Here is a 17,793-nt window from a genome sequence, read left to right as displayed (position 1 = left end):
CTGGACCCGTCAAATCAAAAAAACTGGATGACTACCCGGGTCCAAGGTCAGCTTACCATCGTCTCAACTCAAGAGAGAAGCAGAACCGAGGAAGATTGGCATAAAGGGTTCAACGCATCCGTGCTGGTGATTTGTAGTGGTGCATTGATACTCGAAGAATTCAAATTAAGCATTCATTGAATAGGATTACGAATCAATGGAATGGAGGTGGAGAAGCGCGTACATCCGGATCCGGACGTACAACCATGCTGCGGAACGGACGCGGTGTATTCAAACCGAAGTAAATCTCTTTAAGGAACGTCGGACGTGGGCAAATTCGATTCTGATGAGAAAGTGCTGGGAAACGTCGATGATACGACCGGCAAGGTTTGGTCTTCGCGGCGCAAGGTCATCAAACTATCCGTGGCAACAGCTGGGGCAGTTCTGACTGGGCAACTGATGCCGATGCGCTTAGCGCGGGCTGATAGTGGAGAAATCCACGTGGCGAGCATGTTCGATCTAACCGGAAACCTGAACATTTATGGTGTTCAGGCGATGAACGTCTCGAAGTACGCGATTGAGGCGATCAACAAAAGCGGCGGTGTTCTGGGAAAGAAGCTCGTGCTACACGCGTACGATACGCAATCCAAGATTGAACTGTACTCGCGCTATGCCCAAGAGATCGGATCGGACGATCGTGTTGCCGCTGTCGTCGGGTGTTTCACTGGGGCATCGAGAGAGGCCGCACGTCCAGTTCTGAGTCGGTACGGAAAGATTCTTTTTTTCCCAACGATTGACGAGGGCGGCGAGTGCGACAAGCTGACCTTCATGCAGGGCAGTGACTGTCTTCAGCAAGAAGCACCGTTGATCGAATGGGCAGCAAAGAACGTTGGGAAAACCTTCTACATTGTTGCTGCTGACTATGTCTATGGGCACGTTGCGACGGCGTGGACGCAGTCGCTTGTGAGCAAACAGGGTGGGACGATCAAGGGTATCGAGTATGTCCCGTTGGACGTGTCGGACTTCGGCTCAACGATTAGAAAGATTCAAACTGCTGGTCCCGCCGTCGTCATGTCAAATCTGGTGGGGAACAATCACATCGCATTTTACCGACAGTTCGCCGCCGCCGGCTTGAACAAACATATCAAGATTATCTCGCCTACATTTGGCCTAGGGAATGAACAGAAGGTCTTGACGCCGGAAGAAGCGAGCGGAATCGTGGTCGCGTACTCTTACTTCGAATCAATCGACACCCCCGCGAACAAGCAGTTTATCGACGGCTTTAGAAAGATGTTTCCGAATGCAGGCCCCATTTCCGACCCGCCGGCGCAAGTGTGGAACGGGTGGCAGCAATGGAAGGTCGCCGTGGAGAAGGCGGGGACGACAGATACTGCGAAGGTCGTGGCAGCGCTCGAATCTGGTATTCCCTATGTTGGGCCGAGCGGGAAAGTGTCTACCGATGGATCGTCGCATAGAAACATTCAAGACATTCACCTTGCCAATGTATCGAATCAGCAGGGCTACGAAATCATCCAGTCGTTCAGCCAGGTCAAACCATCTAGGGAAGTTGTGGGTGCGGGAGCGTGTGATTTGACGGGGAAAGACGCAGCGTCCCATCGAATGATCAACCCACGATTCTAGGAGAGAGGAATGTCAGCTTTACTGGTCATTGCTTCTTCGATCCTGACAAGCGTGTCTGTACTCGTGCTCATCTCGCTCGGGTTGGCGCTTATATTTGGTCTGATGAAGATCGTCAATATGGCTCACGGCGAGTTCATCATGGTGGGGGCATTCACGGTTGTGTCTCTCGTTCGCTTCATGAACTGTCCGCTTTGGATAGCGGTATTACTTGCTGGTGTTGCAAGTGCAATTCTGGGCGCCGTCGTCGAGAGAACACTGGTTCGTCCCCTTTACAAACTCCGCCTGGTTGATACGCTTCTTGTTACATTCGGGCTCAGCCTTGTGTTGTTTCAACTCGCGGTCGACATCTTTGGAACGACTTCACCGGGAATTTCGACGCCGCTCGGGGCGATAAGCGTCGGAGAGTATTCGCTTTCGGTGTACTCGGCCGTTGTGCTTCCTTGTTCCGCAGTTGCGGTGATAGGCGCGCTATATCTCATTTTCACAAAGACGAGGTACGGACTACTCGCTCGAGCAACCGCACAGAATCCTGAAATGGCGAGTGCATTAGGGGTGTTTGCACCACGTGTGAATTTGCTGACTTTTTCACTCGGCTGCGGTATCGCGGGGTTAGCTGGCGGCCTTATTGCGCCAGTCGTTGCGGTCAGCCCGTCCTTGGGACAAGCGTACGTAGCCCAAGCCTTCATGGCTGTGGTGACTGGCGGTCCCGCATTCCTGATGGGATCAGTGGCCTCGTCCGCTCTGCTGGGTAGCATCGCAAACATCGTCTCTCAGGTGCTGACCACACTCTGGGGGGTTGCTGCGCTACTGCTGGCGGCAATGTTCATCATCCGATTCATGCCTAGAGGCCTCTCTGCCTCCTGGACCCGTAAGTTCTAAATCTTACGTAGATCGAGGAATCCATGCAGATCGACCACCATTTGGAGAATGACGCTGTCGGCGTCCCCGTCGCCGAGCCGGAGCATGTAGTCCCGGCGGGATGGTTCAGCCGAGCGTCTCGTCGTGGACTTGTTTGGCCATTGTTGGTCGCAATTATTGCGATGGTCATCGGGCCACATTTGCCCACACCGCTGCAGTTGAAGAGCACGCTTTGGTTAAGTTTTGGGATTGGAGCCCTAAGCCTCGACCTCGTCTGGGGTAAGGCTGGCATCTTCAGCTTCGGGCAGAACGCCTTGTTCGGAGTTGGCGCGTACGCCTATGCCATAGCTGCTATCAACCTATTTCCAGCGACTAATGAAACCGCCTCGGCACTGATAATCGCGGTTGTAGCCTCCGCTGCGTTTGCGGGCTTGCTTGGCTACGTTCTGTTCTATGGCCGAATTGGAGACGTGTACTTCGCGATTGTCACGCTTGCAGTGACTCTGGTCTTTTACACAGTAATTTCGAGTACGTCAGGACCCGAGTTTCACCTCGGTGAAGCACAGTTGGGCGGGTTCAACGGCATTCCATCAGTTCCATCTATCGCACTGGGGATTCCGGGGAGTAACAGCAATAGCGAATTTACGCCACCCCAACTTTTTGGGTTCGCGGTATGTGTGTCTTGTTTTCTGTATGGCTTGGTCAGATTCCTGGTGACAGGACGGTTCGGCGCTCTGTTGGCAGGCATTCGGGAGAATGAGCTTCGAATGGAACTGCTGGGTTACGACACGCGCAAGCTCAAACTCAGCGTATTCGTGATAGGTGGAGCGATCGCTGGTGCCGGCGGAAGTTTGTTCGCTGCTTGGGGCACATTTGTGAATCCCTCCATGTTTAGCCTCTCGCAAGCCGCGTTGATCGTAATTTGGGTCATGGTTGGCGGTCGCGGTTCGCTTTTGGGAGCGTTCGTAGGTGTCGCCCTGGTCCAGTGGATTTCCGATGCGGCCGATGTGGTGGTGAGTCAGCAAACCCCAATGGTCCTTGGCGTCCTTCTGATCGCTACCGTTCTTTTGGCGCCGTCTGGCTTGTTCCCGCTTGCATGTCGCGCGGTACGAGGTGTTCTTAAGCTGGGCGCTTTCGCCAAGCCACGGTTCATCCCGGTTCCGTTACAGAAAACCGAGGAGGCGACTACCACCGACACGCGTGGGGCCCAGCCTCCGGTTGTTGGAACCGCCCGCGTAGGTTTGGACGGAAAGCTGCTTGCGCGAGACGTCAAAAAGAGCTTCGGTGGTCTCACCGTGCTTCGAGGGGTGAGCGTTGAATTTGCAGGCCCGGGGATCCATGTCGTGATCGGCGCGAACGGCGCCGGGAAAAGCACGTTCTTCTCAGTGCTGACGGGGCGGTATCTCGCATCCAGTGGAAGTGTGGAGCTCGACGGAAAGGACATTACGACGATACCCACATACAAGCGAGCGCGAAACGGACTTGGCATCAAAACGCAAGTGCCCAGTCTTTTCCCAGGGCTCACCGTCGATGAAAACCTTGCGCTCGCTTCTCGTGTTCAGGGTGCTTCAAGCGATGCCTCCGACGTCAGAAGCACTTTGGAGACTGTTGGACTCCAGCGAAAGAGGCACGTTCTGGTTTCTCAGCTTGCGCACGGCGAACAGCAATGGCTTGAAATTGCAATGGTGCTCAGTCAAAACCCGTCAGTGATTCTTTTGGATGAGCCAGCAGCGGGCATGACGGCGGAAGAGCGAACTGCGACAGTCCGGCTAATCAGGCGCTTAGCGGTGACCCATACCGTGATTGTGGTGGAGCACGATATGAACTTTATTCGCCTATTGGAAGCTCCGATTTCAATGCTGCATCAGGGAGAGATCTTCAAGCAGGGAACGTTCGAAGAAATGACTTCTGATCCTACCGTAATTGACGCTTATCTGGGGCGAAAGCATGTTACTCAGCGCTAGCAATGTTTGGTCAGGCTACGGCGACATCGTAATCCTGAGCGGGGTGGATCTTCAGGTTGATGTCGGAGAGCGCGTTGCAGTCTTGGGTCGCAACGGCGTGGGGAAAACAACCCTTGTACGGGCCTTGTCGGGTGCTCTTCCCTGTAAGCGAGGAGCGATTCGTTTCAACGGCGAGGAGATCACTTCGGAGGCGGCCCATGAACGAGCTCGAAAGGGTATTGCATACGTGCCTCAAGGGCGTCAGATTTTCTCTCAGCTGACCGTCCTGGAGAACATGTTGGTCGGCGCATATGCAGCAGGTTTCAATAATGCGAGGGTCGTTCAGATGACTGACGAGCTACTGACCTACTTTCAGACACTCAAGCCGAAGCTGAAAGACCTTGGCGGGAGTCTGAGCGGGGGGCAACAGCAGCTTCTTGCACTTGCAAGAGCGCTCATGACGGAGCCCAAGATACTGTTGCTTGACGAGCCCTCAGAGGGAATTCAGCCTTCTCTTCTCGATGACATCGCCGAGGTACTCAACAAAGTCTCGAACGATACAGGGTTGGCGGTACTGCTGGTCGAGCAGAATTTGGACTTCGCCAAAAAACTGGCAAGCCGAGGTTATTTGATGGAATCCGGCCGCATAAGGCGCAACGTGGCAATAGATGAATCTGCCAACAATGGCGAACTAGAGCGTGAATTATTTGGCGCGGTTGCTTCGACCGGAGCGTGATGGTCGAAGGGCGTTGAAGTAGTGTCCTCGATAACTTTTAATCTGCTAGGGTTAATTCCAGGAAAATTATGTCTACGCTTTTGAAGTCCACTGTGGTATCGGCCTCTGAGCTTCACTACATTACGGCAGAGGATGCTATCCGTAGCTTTAAAGACGGTAGCCTGTCTCCGGTTGATTTGATGAAGGCTGTGATCGATCGTTGCGAAAAGGTCAACCCGATTGTGAATGCAATCACGAATCGGTTCTACGAGCAGGCTCTGAAGCAGGCGGAGCAGGCTGCTGAGCGCTATCGATCCGGCAAGAATGTAAGACCGCTTGAGGGCATCCCGTTGGCCGTGAAGGAGTTGCATCCAATTGAGGGCGTGACCACGTCCTGGGGGTCCAAAATCTTTGAGGGCGTAGCGGCCGATCGTACCCTTCCGGCGGTGGAGCGCCTGCTTGGCGCCGGTGCGATCATGCACATTCGAACGACAACTCCAGAGTTCGCGCATTGTGGTCATTGCCACAGTCCGCTGTACGGCGTCACGCGAAATCCCTGGAATCAGAAGTACAGCAGTGGGGGTTCTTCAGGTGGCGCTGGGGTAACCGTCGCAGCAGGCATGACGACATTGGCAGAGGGGGATGACGGCGGCGGCTCGATTCGGATGCCTTCGTCGATGTGCGGCATCGTTGGCTATAAGCCTTCGTACGGTCGAGTGCCGGGACTGTTGCTCGACACGATGTTCGAGTCGATCGTCCATATTGGTCCGATGACACGGTCGGTTAGTGATGCTGCGATGATGCTCAATGTGATGTCTGGGCAACATCCAGATGACATTACGAGTTTGCGCGACACCGTAAAAATTCCGGAGAGTAACACAACGCCCTCTTTGAAAGATGTGCGCGTTGCTTTTTCGCCTGACTTAGGCTATTACGAGATCGATCCCGAAGTGGCTCGAAATACTCGCATTGCCGTAGAGAAGATGGCAGACGCGGGGGCAATCGTCGAAGAAGTTGATCTGGGCTGGAGCGACCTGGTCTATGACGCATGGGTGACTCACTGGGAGGGCCTGCTTGCGACGCTCGCACACCATCACATCCCTGAATGGCAGTACAAGATGGATCCGTTCGTGAAGAAACTCATTAACAAGGGGCTTTCGCACAGTGCAGTTCGGGTGAAGCAAACAGAGATGGTCCGCTCGAACATGTGGAAGCTGCTGTCCCCGATTCTCGCGCGAAATCAGATTCTGGTTACACCCACAATCGCACTTCCGGCGCTTAAGGCTGAGCATCGCAACGACGATCCTGCGTTCAACATCAACGGCAAAGCTGTTGATGCCTTCCTCAATTGGGCTTTGACCTACCCGTTCAATCTGCTCAGCCAATGTCCCGCGTTCTCGCTGCCCTCTGGGTTTAGCGAGTCAGGCGTGCCCACGGGCGTGCAATTCATTGGTCGGCCGTTCGAAGACGCTGCCATCTTCGAGGTTGCGCGAGGGTTCGAGGCGATTGCTCCGTGGTCGTCTAAGCATCCGAAGCTCTGATTGTTAGAAAAGAAGGGGTCGGCGGCTCGCATTGTGCTAAGCGTCCATTCAATCTTTTGCCACGGGGCGATGCATCAGCCGTCCTGACATGAGATAGCTATTGGCCACCAGACCTTCAACTACATCGACTTTATTGTTGCGATACAAACAACCGAGATTTTGAAATGGCAGAAACGTTGTATCTATCAAAGGCAGAGCTTGTCGCCAGGGCACTTGCGCAGATGAATGGTGAGTTGACTGAGGAGCAATGGACAGATAGACAGAAGCTGGCGCTGACGTGCAGAATTCTTTTCGACGGTGGCCATGATTCAGGCTTGGCTGGCCAAATCACCGCGCGTGCTCCTGAGTCAGAGACGTTCTATACCCAGCCTTTCGGCCACGGATTCGACGAGATCACTGCGTCGAATCTTTTGCAAGTGAACGAAGATCTGAGGACACTGGACGGTAAAGGGATGCCAAATCCAGCAAATCGGTTCCATACATGGATCTATCGGGCACGTCCCGACGTAAATTGCATCATTCATACGCATCCCCGATTCGTTTCGTCGCTTTCGACCCTCGAAGTGCCGCTGATTGTCTCTCACATGGACATGTGCCCACTGTACGAGGACTGTGCATTCCTCGAAAAATGGCCTGGAGTTCCTGTCGGCAACGAGGAAGGCGAGATTATCTCCGGTGCGTTAGGTGACAAGCGAGCCATCTTGCTTTCGCATCACGGGATGCTGGTGACGGGAAAATCAGTGGAGGAAGCCTGCGTGCTCGCCTTGCTGATGGAGCGTGCGGCACAAATGCAACTCACGGCGATGGCTGCGGGAGAAATGAAACCGATTCCTCCTGAGCTTGGTCGTGAGGCTCATGACTGGATTTCGACGCCGAAACGTCATTCAGTGACCTTCGGATATTTCGCGCGGAGGGCATTGGCCACCCACGCAGACTGTCTCAAGTGAACAACCTCAGATCTTGTTCACCTGTTATAACCTTCAGAGGCACACATGGCACAACCCAAGTTCAAGGGAATTATTGCTTACCCCATCACGCCGTTTCACCCCGTGGAAGGCGGAATCGATGTAGAGATGCTGTCGCAATCTATCGAGAAGCTTGTCGGCGATGGCGTCCACGCCATTGCTCCACTTGGCAGCACAGGCGAAAGCGCCTATTTGTCGGATGACGAGTGGGACTGCGCTGCGGAAGCGTCGATCAAACAGGTCGCGAAGCGGGTTCCCGTCGTGGTTGGAATTTCAGACCTTACGACGCGCAATGCGATTCGTCGCGCCAAATTCGCGGAGAAGCAAGGGGCGGACGCCGTGATGGTTCTCCCTATCTCGTATTGGAAACTGTCCGAGCAGGAGATTTTCGACCATTACGCTGTAATCGGAAAAGCAGTTGGAATCCCGATCATGGTGTACAACAATCCGGCGACGAGCGGCATCGACATGAGCCCGCAATTGATCGCGCGAATGGTCCAGGACATCGACAGTGTCACGATGGTGAAGGAGAGCACCGGCGACATTCAACGCATGCACAAGCTCCACCAGCTGTCGGACGGGGCCATTCCGTTCTACAACGGCAGCAACCCTCTGGCTCTCGAGGCGTTCGTGGCGGGCGCGGTGGGTTGGTGTACGGCAGCGCCGAACGTAATCGCAAACCTAACAGTCGAGCTCTATGAGTCGGTAGTGGCCGGGGATCTAGATCGTGCGCGAACCGTCTTCTATCGCCAGCTCCCGGTGCTAGAATTCATCCTGAAAGGCGGGCTTCCTACGACCATCAAGGCAGGGCTCCAGCTTGCGGGGCTTGATGTGGGCGTTCCTCGTGCGCCGTTGGCACCATTGTCTACTGAAGGGAGAGAAACGCTTAAGAAGCTGGTCAAGCAGGCCCTCCAAGCGTAAAGCGCCCGCTGACGGCTTTGGTTGAACTGCCGGGTGGTGTTGTCTGATTGGTAACGCCCGGCAGTTTGCTTTGAAAAGCAGGGCAAACGGCGATGCGTTCTTCTCGCGGTCCCACCGGCAAATGCCTTACCATGCGGTGATCAACGTGGGGTCGTCCGCCTCAATCTCATTGCGCCCAGATGGTCGAGCGCGATGCAGCGTGCTTCCGATGAACTTTTTCCAGTTTTACGCGTTGCAACACTTGCTATTTGATGCGCGCGTATGAGCTTCACTGCGTCGGTGGTCTCAGAATTCTGTCTTCGGTGGTTGCGTTCTACTCGAACGTGCGCGCTCCACTGGCCGACTTACACGCACTTTTCGTTGTCTCTGGGCTACCTGTCACGACTTTCCTTGTGTGGGCTTTCGCAGAATGCAGCACGGGACCCACGGTCCGTTTCAGAACGTTCGGCTTTTCCCGACTAAAAAGCTTGTGATCCGTGACTCACCCTTCCGAGTCACGGCCACCAAGTTCCGAGCGAAATGCAGAGCCTCAGCAGAGAGTGTCGGCTGATCGACCGGTATGGCCGCATTGTCTCGATTCTCGCTCTGAGTCGGGCTGATCGGATGTCGGATTGGTCGCTCCTCGAACGGGGAGCTAAATTCAACCAACACGTCAGTCGTCGCCAGTTCCTCATTTGCGCGGTATGAGTGCGCTGACACGGGGCGCCTTTGAGCGGAGGAATTCTGCGCGAGTTGTGTAACTTTGAGGCTTTCGGGTATTTCCTGGGACGCATCCACGAAACCAACGTCTACAGCACCTGTGCCTACATGATTGACGATTTCCGCAGAAGTTGCTTCCATGACCATCACGTCCACAGTCGTCTGTCGGCCGAAAAGGTTCGTCAGGACTTCGCGTACGACTACCTGCGTCGTACCGTGTACCGTTGCTACCCTCAATTCACTTGGCGCGGGCTTTCTCGAAACCTGCAGTTGACTAATTGTCGTATCTACAAGTTTGTAGGCGGTCTGCGCCGCGCGCCAGAGAGTGTCGCCCTGTTCCGTGAGTTCGATTCCGCGCCCGTGTCGTCGAAACACTGGGTGGCCAACTACCGTTTCAATTTCCCGAAGTTGTTTGCTCAAGGCAGACTGAGTCACGCCGAGAGTTATCGCGGCATCTGAAAGCGACTTATGTTTCGCTATCTGGATGAACTGGCGGAGTTGGTAGTCAACGCTTTTCATGCTAGGCCTCGCTTCTCCACCGACACTTGTGCGTCGGTGGATCCGGGTTCCAGTAGGTTTTTTTAACGCGGTTTCATTTGCCTAGTCTTTTTTCATCAGACTGACCGACAAGATCGCAACTAATCCAAGCAGGCAAAGATACCAGGAGAGGTACAACGGGCTTCCGTTGCCTAGCTTAACCAGGTACGTTGCAATCATCGGGGCCAAGCCACCACCGATTGCCCCTGACGTTTGCACGGCGAGAGAGATGCCGCTGTATCGCACGGATGCGGGGAATTGTGTCGAGAAAAGATTACCTTCCGGTCCGTAAAGCAACGCATAAACGCCTGCAAGTGCGACGAGCATTGCCACATACATCGACGTCGTCGAAGCAGCAAGAAGGTCAAAGAACATGAACCCGAAGACGCATATACCGACTGCACCTAGCCCGAACATCGCTCGGTGTTGAAAACGGTCGGCAAGCAAGCCGGCGATGGGAATCGTAACCAGAGCAGCTGCGGATCCCCAAATCATGGCATTCAAGATCAATGAACTGGAGATGTGAAGGTGCTGGGTCGCGTACGACAACGAGAACGTTGCGACTGTATAAAACCATGTCACCTCAGCCAGGCGGGCACCGGCTACGGTGAGAAGCTCGCGCTTGTGGTTTCGCAGCACATATAGCACCGGTGCGCTGACCTGTTCCCCTTGCTTCTGCGCCTTCACAAAGTCAGGAGACTCGGAGATCTTGAGTCGAATAAACCAGCCTACCGTCAGTAGTGCAATGCTTGCCCAGAAAGGGATCCGCCACCCCCAGGCAAGCATGTCTTGCTGCGGTAGCTTCGACACTGCTGCCATCGCAAGCGAGGAAAGTACCAGACCGAATGCAACGCCGGCCTGCGGGAGACTTCCGAAGAACCCTTTCTTCCCTTTTGGCGCGTGTTCCACCGCCATGAGAACGGCGCCACCATACTCACCACCAATCGCGAGGCCTTGGACAACTCGCATCAGCACAAGAATAACGGCCGCCCAGTACCCAATCTTTTCATATGTGGGCACGAGACCAATTAAGACGGTCGGCGCGCCCATCATGATTAAGGTCAGCAGAAGCATGGACTTTCGGCCAACTTTATCGCCAAAATGACCAAATACGACTGCGCCGATCGGGCGTGCGAAAAATCCTACTGCGTATGTTCCAAACGCTGCGAGCGTTCCAGTGATAGGGTCGAACGCAGGGAAGAAGATTTTGTTGAAGACAAGCGCCGCAGCGGTACCGTACACAAAGAAGTCATACCACTCAATTGTGGTACCGATTAAGCTCGCAATCCCGACGATGGTATAGGTTCGCGGTGAGTGTTTCTCACGCGCGGCGCCTGCCGCGCCGTCGATGGGCGACATAGACATGGTTCTCCTCCGTGCTTTGGGAATCCGGCGTCGGGCCGGTGTTGATGATTACCGCCTATTGCCTTTCCTCTTCAGCAGAACCGATGTGCTACGCTGACAAGACATAAGTTGCGGGTGTGACAAGCGAACACACACTGATAGTATCGACGGCTAGTTTGTAATGAGCTATGCAATCAGCCTCATAGCTGATATGAACAACTGATGCGATCGGAGCGCTGCGGAGAGCCGCAGCGCTCCGATCACTGACATCAATGTGGACTGGAATTTTCGGGCGGAACCTGGGTTGTCGCGAGTGCGTTTCAGGCATCACCCTCAGCGAGCGCTCGTCGTACTGCTTCTTTTTTCGAGCCGGCAGGTGCCTCTTTATTCACAAGCCACAATGCCAGGCCAATCAAGACGCCACCTGCCGCTTGCATCCACGTCAACGACGTTCCGAGAATGAAGTACGACAGGACTACTGTGAACAGCGGAGCCAGAAACAGATAGCCGCTGGTCTTTGTCGCACCGCCTTGTTTCAAGGCCACGAACCAGAGCCCAAAGGACCACGTCGACGCCGGGACCGCGAGCCAGAAGAACCAGCCCCATTGGGCCGGCGTTGTTGTCGTAGGCCAATGTTCGCCACTTCCATAGGCTATCGCGAGGATCACGATTGAACCAATCAGCATCTGCCAAAAACTGAGCGCCCAGGAGCCCATCCGCAAATTCGCACGCTTGTTCACGATCGTCGCTGCTGCCCAGCAAAGCGCAGAGCCCAAACCAACGAGTTCTCCGGTCAGCGCACCGGGTGCCGTCGTTCCGGCTCCTGATGTCAATCCGATGGCGAGCACGACACCAACAATGCCCAGAAGCAGGCCTACGATGCGTCCAGCACTCAGGGCCTCACCGAGAAACAGGCGACTCAGCACAGCAACCCAGATGGGATTGGTGAACAGCAGGATGGCGGCAGTAGATGCAGATACGGTGCGCATTGCAATGAAGAGCAAGCCCATCACTGCGGTCGTCTGCAAGAAACCGATCACGATGATGAGCGATGCGTCCTTCAGTGAGAGACCGTCTGGCAAAAGGGCATGAAAAAGAGAACGATTGTCGAGAAATATGAGCGGAAGCGTGGCGAGCGCCGCGACGAGAAACCGCCAGCCCACCAACAGCATCGCTGAAAATCCCTGATTCAACAGTATTTTTCCGGACACGAAACTTGAGCCCATCAGGAACGTTGAAGCAACTAGGACAAGGAAGAACTGTGCACTCGATCCACCGGGGCTCTTGGAGTGTTGTGGCATAAATACCTCACTAGTACTGGTGTCAAAATGGATGCGAGCCTCAACAGGCCGCCTCTCGCAACGGATGGTGTACATACTAGTAGGTACAGTTTCATGTGTCGATATACTTTTTGTATCGACTACATGGAAGAAATGGTTGGAATTAGCCTTCGAGAACAGAGGCTGCGATGGTAAGACAAGTTGTCACTACTTTAGCCCTCGATGTTTGCCGCCCATGTCATGTTGGGAAAGATCACAGGGCTTTCGCCTGAAACACTTCATCAGATTCGATCGGCCAAGGTGACGGGCGACCCGAAGAGGGAGGCGCTCATTCGCTTCGTACCAAATCCGCTGAACCTACGCGGAACGATCAACGAACGCGAACTGAGCACCATCCGCGCCGCTTCCTACACTGTGGACAGGGTGATGGTTGCGCTGATTTTGTAACGTGATAGCGCACAGGTTCAGACAATTAATCTGAGGTTCCAGAGTGACGAGTCCTACGCTCCCAAAACTGCCCACGTAGCAAAGGCGCTTCCTGAATGCCGCGCGGAGATTGCCAGCTATCTGGAAGCGTCTCTCGAGGTTGTCATTTTTTCTCGCAGAACCGGTGCGGTGGAGACGTCCCGCCATTCGCAATTGGTGTAGCGGTACTGACTTTTGAATCAACTGCTGCCAGAAGCGGAGGACGCCGCTCGACAGGCGACGCTGCTCGGTCTCACGAAGACGCGGCTGTCGCGGGCGGTGAAGGTACGGTGGCTCGATGTTTTGACGTCCGATCGAAGCTACGGATAGTCGCCGGACAACGATGTGTTAGGAAATCGCCAGTGTCCGAGAACTCGACTTCTATGATTCAAGCCTCACTTCCGAGCGTACTTTCCTGGATTGCCGGTTATCCTTCAACGATTCTCACAGGCTGCGTTCCTGCTGAATTCCGCCGCATCCTCCGATAGTCAGTTAATCCGTTCTATTTTGAAATGCACCTCCGCGTAGGCGGCATTGCAACTCCATACTTCCTTTCCATCGCGATAAAAAACAGCGACCCCCTTCGTTACAGTGCATTGCGCTCGTGGCCAAACCGCGCTGTGGCCGTTCATCGCTGCGGACAGAGCGTTCCGCTCCTTACAAGTGGCTAGATAGCTGCCGTCGCGTAGCGACATGACCGACATGAGAGAAAGTTGCGAATACCAATATCTTAACCCGTCAGTACGTCAGTTACCTAGCGACGACTGAGTCACAAATCGAGGAAACTTTGCAGCGATTAGGCTCGACTGGCGGCCACGGATGACAGCCCGACTGCATCGCTTGATGGTTCCCAAATATATCAGCCACCTCATGGCTTACGCGAGCGCTGACTTTTATGGCCCATCACGGCCGAGAGGCCGTGCGGTATTGTTGCTGGCGGAAATTTCGGCCCGGTGATTGGGCCCGTACAGCAGAGAAGCCGCGCTTACTTCCATGCGCGGCTTCCTGTTATTACTGATACGCGTCGCACGATACCCTGAGGTACCTTCGCCGAGAGCTTCACTTGTTTTTGGCTTTCACGCGCGATCGATAGGCGTGGAGCAGAGGCTCGGTGTAACCGCTGGGCTGATTGTGACCTTCGAACACCAATGCACGGGCCGCTGCGTAAGCAATCGAGGAATCAAAGTTGGGCGCCATCGGAAGGTAGTCTGAGTCGCCCTTGTTCTGTTCGTCGACTACTTTTGCCATCCTTTCGAATGCGCCGTTCACGTAGTCCTCGCTAACGACCCCGTGGCGCAACCAATTGGCAAGATGCTGACTCGAGATTCGCAATGTTGCGCGATCTTCCATCAAGGCGACATCGTTAATGTCAGGAACTTTCGAGCAGCCAATGCCTTGGTCGATCCAGCGAACAACGTAACCGAGGATACCTTGTACATTGTTTTCGACTTCTGCTTTCTTGTCTTCTGGCGTCCACTCAGACGAAGAAGACACCGGTACTTGCAGCAGCGCCTCAAGCAACTTGTCTCGCTCGGACTCATAGGACGAGCGGGCGAGATCATCCTGTACTTGTTGGACGTCGACCTGATGGTAATGAAGAGCATGCAACGTCGCTGCCGTGGGCGAGGGCACCCACGCCGTGTTGGCCCCGGCTTTAAGCTGGGCGCCTTTCTGTTCGAGCATGGCATGCATTAGATCCGGCATGGCCCACATACCCTTTCCAATCTGAGCTCGTCCTTTGAGCCCAGCGGAAAGCCCAGCCAGGACGTTATTCCGCTCGTATGCGGCAATCCACGGTGTCGCCTTCATGTCACCCTTGCGCAGCGCGGGGCCTGCCAGCATCATAGTGTGAATCTCGTCGCCCGTACGGTCGAGGAACCCGGTATTAATGAAGGCGACTCGCCCACTGGCCGCCGCAATACATGCGGACAGGTTCACACTCGTACGTCGCTCTTCGTCCATAATGCCCATTTTGATCGTCCCAGCAGGCAGTTTGAAGAGCGATTCAAGGCGCGCGAAGAGTCTGTCTGCAAAAGCCACTTCGTCTGGCCCATGCATCTTCGGCTTGACGATGTAAATCGAGCCAGCCTGAGAGTTGAGCTTCATTCGGAAATCGTGAAGCGCACACAGGGTTGTCACCACACCGTCGAGAATTCCTTCGGGAATCTCCCGATCATCGCCGTACAGTACAGCATTGTTGGTCATCAAGTGACCAACGTTGCGGATAAACAAGAGCGAACGGCCCCGCAGGTTGACCTCGTTTCCTTCGGTGCCTTCATACTTTCGATCTGCGTTTAGCCTACGAACAAACTTAACTCCACCTTTGTCGACCTGTTCTGAAAGGGTACCTTGCATAAGTCCCAGCCAGTTCCGATAAAGATGCACTTTGTCCGCCGCGTCGACAGCGGCGACCGAGTCTTCACAATCAATGATCGTGGTGATAGCTGATTCTACAACGATGTCCTTTATCCGAGCCTTGTCTACCTTCCCGATCGGGCTATTCACATCAAACTGGATCTCGAAGTGCAACCCATTGTTTTGGAGCAGAACACAAGTGGGAGCGTCGGCCGGTCCGCGAAAGCCAACGAACTTGCTTGGATCCAACAATGTTGTTTCACTCGCCTCTACCCCTACCACCAGTTGCCCTTTCGAAACATAGTATCGAATCGCGGCAACATGGGAGCCATTCTTTAGCGGAACAGCTGAGTCGAGGAAGCTCCGGCCGAATTCAATGACCTTGGCACCACGAGCCGGATTATAGGAAACGCTCCGCTCCGCCCCGTTGTCCTCGGAGAGTGCGTCCGTGCCATACAGTGCGTCATACAGGCTGCCCCAACGTGCGTTGACCGCGTTGAGTGTGTAGCGCGCATTCGACAGCGGAACAACAAGTTGCGGGCCTGCTTGCGATGAGATCTCCGAGTCAACGTTGGCAGTCGTAATTCGTGTGTCGAACACCGGCGGCTTGATGTATCCAATCGATGTCAGATAGGTCCGGTAGGCAGCGATGTTCTCGATCGGCCCAGGGTTACCGCGATGCCACTCGTCTATAGCAAGCTGAAATCGGTCGCGCTCTTTTACCAGTTCACTGTTTTGCGGGGCCAAGTCGTTCACCAGGGCGGCGAATCCACTCCAAAACTCCGAAGCCTTCAGCCCCGTGCCCGGAAGAGCCTCATCCTCAATGAATCGGACCAACGACGATGCGACGCGAAAGTCGCGCGCTTGCTGTACGTAAGACATGATCTACCTTTTTCCTCAGAATTTACTGCTGAACAACTTGCACACCGGCCGTCGCCACAAGCGCGTCTTCGTTTGGTTTTGCGCCAGAGACGCCTACGGCGCCGACCACCTGGCTGCCCAGGGTAATCGGAACTCCGCCTCCTAATGTTGCACTCAGCGGGGCGCTCAGGAACGCGACTCGCCCTCCATTAATCATATCCTCGTACTGCTGAGACTCTCGACGACCAAGCGCGGCCGTCCGTGCCTTTTCAATAGCAATGTACGAGCTGACAGGAGCGGTATTGTCCATGCGCAACAGTGCGAGAGGATGGCCGCCATCGTCTACGATTGCGATTGCCATATTCCATCCATTCTTCGTTGCTTCCGCAGTCGCTGCCGCCAGAATACGGTCAAGCTCTTTCTGACCGATGATTTGCTTACTTTGCATTACTTTTTCTCCTATTTTTCGAGAGATTCGTCGACGAGCTCAATCCAGTGTCGAACCGGAGTTCGGCCTGCGCTTGCAAGATGGGTTTGGCACCCAATATTAGCTGTTAAGATTTCTGATGGATCTTCCGCCTCGAGTGCATCAAGCTTGTTGTCGCGAAGCTTCATTGCCAACTCAGGTTGGGTTATCGAGTACGTCCCAGCCGAACCACAGCAAAGATGTCCGTTCTCCACTGCGGTAAGTTCAAAACCCAACCCCGTCAACACCTCCTCAACTGCGCCCCCAAGCTTTTGAGCGTGCTGAAGCGTGCAAGGGCAGTGAAACGCGACGCGCTTCGATTGCCTTTCCCGAAGGTTTTCGAGCGGCTCTCGCGCAAGGACCTCGACTAGATCTTGAGCGATCTCGCTCACGCGCGCTGCTTTTGCTGCATACCGCTTGTCATGCCGCAATAGATGACCATACTCCTTCACGAACGCACCACATCCGCTAGCGGAAATGACCACGGCTTCAGCACCTGCCTCAATCGCTGGCCACCACGCGTCGATGTTTCGCCGAGCACGGGTCAACCCTTGCTCATGTGCGTTGAGGTGGTAGTCGGTCGCACCACAGCAGCCCGCACCCTGAGCGGGTGTCACGCTTATGCTTAAGCGATCAAGTACGCGGGCCGCAGATGCGTTTGTGTTAGGTGAGAGCGTGGGTTGGACGCATCCCTCAAGCATCAAGACTCGGCGACTGTGTCGTGGTTGCGGCGGCTCCTTACCGAGCGCGATCGCAGCAGGAATCTTCTGCTTTAGCTTTTGCGGCATGAATGGTCGCGCGAGCTGGCCCGCTTTGAACAGCGTAGCAAAAATACTCTTTCTCGGAATGACATACCTGAGACCGGATCGAAGCGCTTTCGCACCGAGGGAGCGTCCCACGCGGCGTTCGACTTCCGCACGTCCGATATCAAGGAGCGAGTGGTAACGCACGCCAGACGGGCAAGTGGTTTCGCAGTTCCGGCAACTCAGGCAGCGGTCGAGATGGGTTTGCGTCTCTTCTGTGACTTCGTGACCCTCAAGTACTTGCTTGATAAGGTATATGCGGCCCCGTGGTCCATCGAGCTCATTCCCAAGTAGTTGATAGGTCGGGCAAGTTGCATTGCAAAATCCACAATGCACGCATGACCTCAAGATATCTTCTGCTTCACTAGCTCTTTCGAGCGACTTAGCCTCTGAGCTGAGATTGGTTTGCATCTTTGGCCC

Annotated in this window: 14 protein-coding genes; 8 read left to right on the top strand and 6 right to left on the bottom strand. The window is 54.7% G+C overall.

What is annotated here, in order from left to right; genetic code table 11:
* The first annotated feature begins 306 nt into the window (after positions 1–306).
* From BTHE68_RS20790 to BTHE68_RS20760, 7 genes are all read left to right on the top strand, one after another.
* Positions 307–1,620, top strand: a complete 1,314-nt coding sequence (locus tag BTHE68_RS20790; protein WP_162068100.1) for an urea ABC transporter substrate-binding protein — start codon at positions 307–309, stop codon at positions 1,618–1,620.
* A 9-nt stretch (positions 1,621–1,629) separates the two neighbouring features.
* Complete coding sequence (locus BTHE68_RS20785) at positions 1,630–2,499, top strand: ABC transporter permease subunit (protein ID WP_162068099.1); 870 nt, start codon at positions 1,630–1,632, stop codon at positions 2,497–2,499.
* A 23-nt stretch (positions 2,500–2,522) separates the two neighbouring features.
* A complete protein-coding gene (locus BTHE68_RS20780; RefSeq protein ID WP_162068098.1) occupies positions 2,523–4,442 on the top strand; it encodes an ABC transporter permease subunit in 1,920 nt (639 codons plus the stop codon).
* Positions 4,426–5,157 (top strand): ABC transporter ATP-binding protein, encoded by a 732-nt coding sequence (locus BTHE68_RS20775; protein ID WP_162068097.1) that lies wholly within the window; start codon positions 4,426–4,428, stop codon positions 5,155–5,157. Before BTHE68_RS20780 ends, BTHE68_RS20775 begins: the two co-directional genes overlap by 17 nt.
* A 68-nt stretch (positions 5,158–5,225) precedes the next feature.
* Positions 5,226–6,677, top strand: a complete 1,452-nt coding sequence (locus BTHE68_RS20770) for an amidase (protein WP_162068096.1) — start codon at positions 5,226–5,228, stop codon at positions 6,675–6,677.
* A gap of 164 nt (positions 6,678–6,841) precedes the next feature.
* On the top strand, positions 6,842–7,624 hold the full coding sequence (locus BTHE68_RS20765) for an aldolase (RefSeq protein WP_162068095.1): 783 nt from the start codon (positions 6,842–6,844) through the stop codon (positions 7,622–7,624).
* A gap of 45 nt (positions 7,625–7,669) precedes the next feature.
* Positions 7,670–8,563: a dihydrodipicolinate synthase family protein gene (locus BTHE68_RS20760; RefSeq protein ID WP_162068094.1), complete on the top strand. Its 894-nt coding sequence runs from the start codon at positions 7,670–7,672 to the stop codon at positions 8,561–8,563.
* 435 nt (positions 8,564–8,998) lie between these two features.
* Here the strand turns inward: BTHE68_RS20760 and BTHE68_RS20755 are convergent, their stop codons facing one another.
* The 3 genes from BTHE68_RS20755 to BTHE68_RS20745 form a co-directional block, all read right to left on the bottom strand.
* Positions 8,999–9,781: a LysR family transcriptional regulator gene (locus BTHE68_RS20755; RefSeq protein ID WP_162068093.1), complete on the bottom strand. Its 783-nt coding sequence runs from the start codon at positions 9,779–9,781 to the stop codon at positions 8,999–9,001.
* An 81-nt stretch (positions 9,782–9,862) separates the two neighbouring features.
* Positions 9,863–11,158, bottom strand: coding sequence for an MFS transporter (locus BTHE68_RS20750; protein WP_162068092.1), 1,296 nt, complete (start codon positions 11,156–11,158; stop codon positions 9,863–9,865).
* Positions 11,159–11,463: 305 nt separating this feature from the next.
* Positions 11,464–12,444 carry a DMT family transporter gene (locus BTHE68_RS20745; protein WP_162068091.1) on the bottom strand — a complete coding sequence of 327 codons (981 nt, stop codon included), beginning with the start codon at positions 12,442–12,444 and terminating at the stop codon, positions 11,464–11,466.
* A gap of 219 nt (positions 12,445–12,663) precedes the next feature.
* Between BTHE68_RS20745 and BTHE68_RS20740 the strand changes: the two genes are divergently transcribed.
* Positions 12,664–12,870 carry a hypothetical protein gene (locus BTHE68_RS20740; RefSeq protein ID WP_162068090.1) on the top strand — a complete coding sequence of 69 codons (207 nt, stop codon included), beginning with the start codon at positions 12,664–12,666 and terminating at the stop codon, positions 12,868–12,870.
* A gap of 1,077 nt (positions 12,871–13,947) precedes the next feature.
* Here BTHE68_RS20740 and BTHE68_RS20735 read toward each other — a convergent pair.
* From BTHE68_RS20735 to glcF, 3 genes are read right to left on the bottom strand one after another with little or no spacing between them, the layout of a single operon-like run.
* Complete coding sequence (locus BTHE68_RS20735; RefSeq protein WP_162068089.1) at positions 13,948–16,125, bottom strand: malate synthase G; 2,178 nt, start codon at positions 16,123–16,125, stop codon at positions 13,948–13,950.
* A 22-nt stretch (positions 16,126–16,147) separates the two neighbouring features.
* Positions 16,148–16,552 carry a GlcG/HbpS family heme-binding protein gene (locus BTHE68_RS20730; RefSeq protein WP_162068088.1) on the bottom strand — a complete coding sequence of 135 codons (405 nt, stop codon included), beginning with the start codon at positions 16,550–16,552 and terminating at the stop codon, positions 16,148–16,150.
* A gap of 11 nt (positions 16,553–16,563) precedes the next feature.
* A complete protein-coding gene (gene glcF / locus BTHE68_RS20725) occupies positions 16,564–17,784 on the bottom strand; it encodes a glycolate oxidase subunit GlcF (RefSeq protein WP_162068087.1) in 1,221 nt (406 codons plus the stop codon).
* Positions 17,785–17,793: the final 9 nt, after the last annotated feature.

It is taken from the genome of Burkholderia sp. THE68 (assembly GCF_009938265.1).
Classification (GTDB): Bacteria; Pseudomonadota; Gammaproteobacteria; order Burkholderiales; family Burkholderiaceae; genus Caballeronia.
The sequence above is the reverse complement of the archived record's forward strand: the minus strand, read 5'-3'. Positions and strand labels throughout refer to the sequence as shown.

Excerpts from the sequence above, each read along its gene's own strand:
- BTHE68_RS20785 (WP_162068099.1), top strand. The coding sequence starts at position 1,630 with ATGTCAGCTTTACTGGTCATTGCTTCTTCGATCCTGACAAGCGTGTCT.
- BTHE68_RS20780 (WP_162068098.1), top strand. The coding sequence starts at position 2,523 with ATGCAGATCGACCACCATTTGGAGAATGACGCTGTCGGCGTCCCCGTC.
- BTHE68_RS20775 (WP_162068097.1), top strand. The coding sequence starts at position 4,426 with ATGTTACTCAGCGCTAGCAATGTTTGGTCAGGCTACGGCGACATCGTA.
- BTHE68_RS20770 (WP_162068096.1), top strand. The coding sequence starts at position 5,226 with ATGTCTACGCTTTTGAAGTCCACTGTGGTATCGGCCTCTGAGCTTCAC.
- BTHE68_RS20765 (WP_162068095.1), top strand. The coding sequence starts at position 6,842 with ATGGCAGAAACGTTGTATCTATCAAAGGCAGAGCTTGTCGCCAGGGCA.
- BTHE68_RS20760 (WP_162068094.1), top strand. The coding sequence starts at position 7,670 with ATGGCACAACCCAAGTTCAAGGGAATTATTGCTTACCCCATCACGCCG.
- BTHE68_RS20755 (WP_162068093.1), bottom strand. The coding sequence starts at position 9,781 with ATGAAAAGCGTTGACTACCAACTCCGCCAGTTCATCCAGATAGCGAAA.
- BTHE68_RS20750 (WP_162068092.1), bottom strand. The coding sequence starts at position 11,158 with ATGTCGCCCATCGACGGCGCGGCAGGCGCCGCGCGTGAGAAACACTCA.
- BTHE68_RS20745 (WP_162068091.1), bottom strand. The coding sequence starts at position 12,444 with ATGCCACAACACTCCAAGAGCCCCGGTGGATCGAGTGCACAGTTCTTC.
- BTHE68_RS20740 (WP_162068090.1), top strand. The coding sequence starts at position 12,664 with ATGTTGGGAAAGATCACAGGGCTTTCGCCTGAAACACTTCATCAGATT.
- BTHE68_RS20735 (WP_162068089.1), bottom strand. The coding sequence starts at position 16,125 with ATGTCTTACGTACAGCAAGCGCGCGACTTTCGCGTCGCATCGTCGTTG.
- BTHE68_RS20730 (WP_162068088.1), bottom strand. The coding sequence starts at position 16,552 with ATGCAAAGTAAGCAAATCATCGGTCAGAAAGAGCTTGACCGTATTCTG.
- glcF (WP_162068087.1), bottom strand. The coding sequence starts at position 17,784 with ATGCAAACCAATCTCAGCTCAGAGGCTAAGTCGCTCGAAAGAGCTAGT.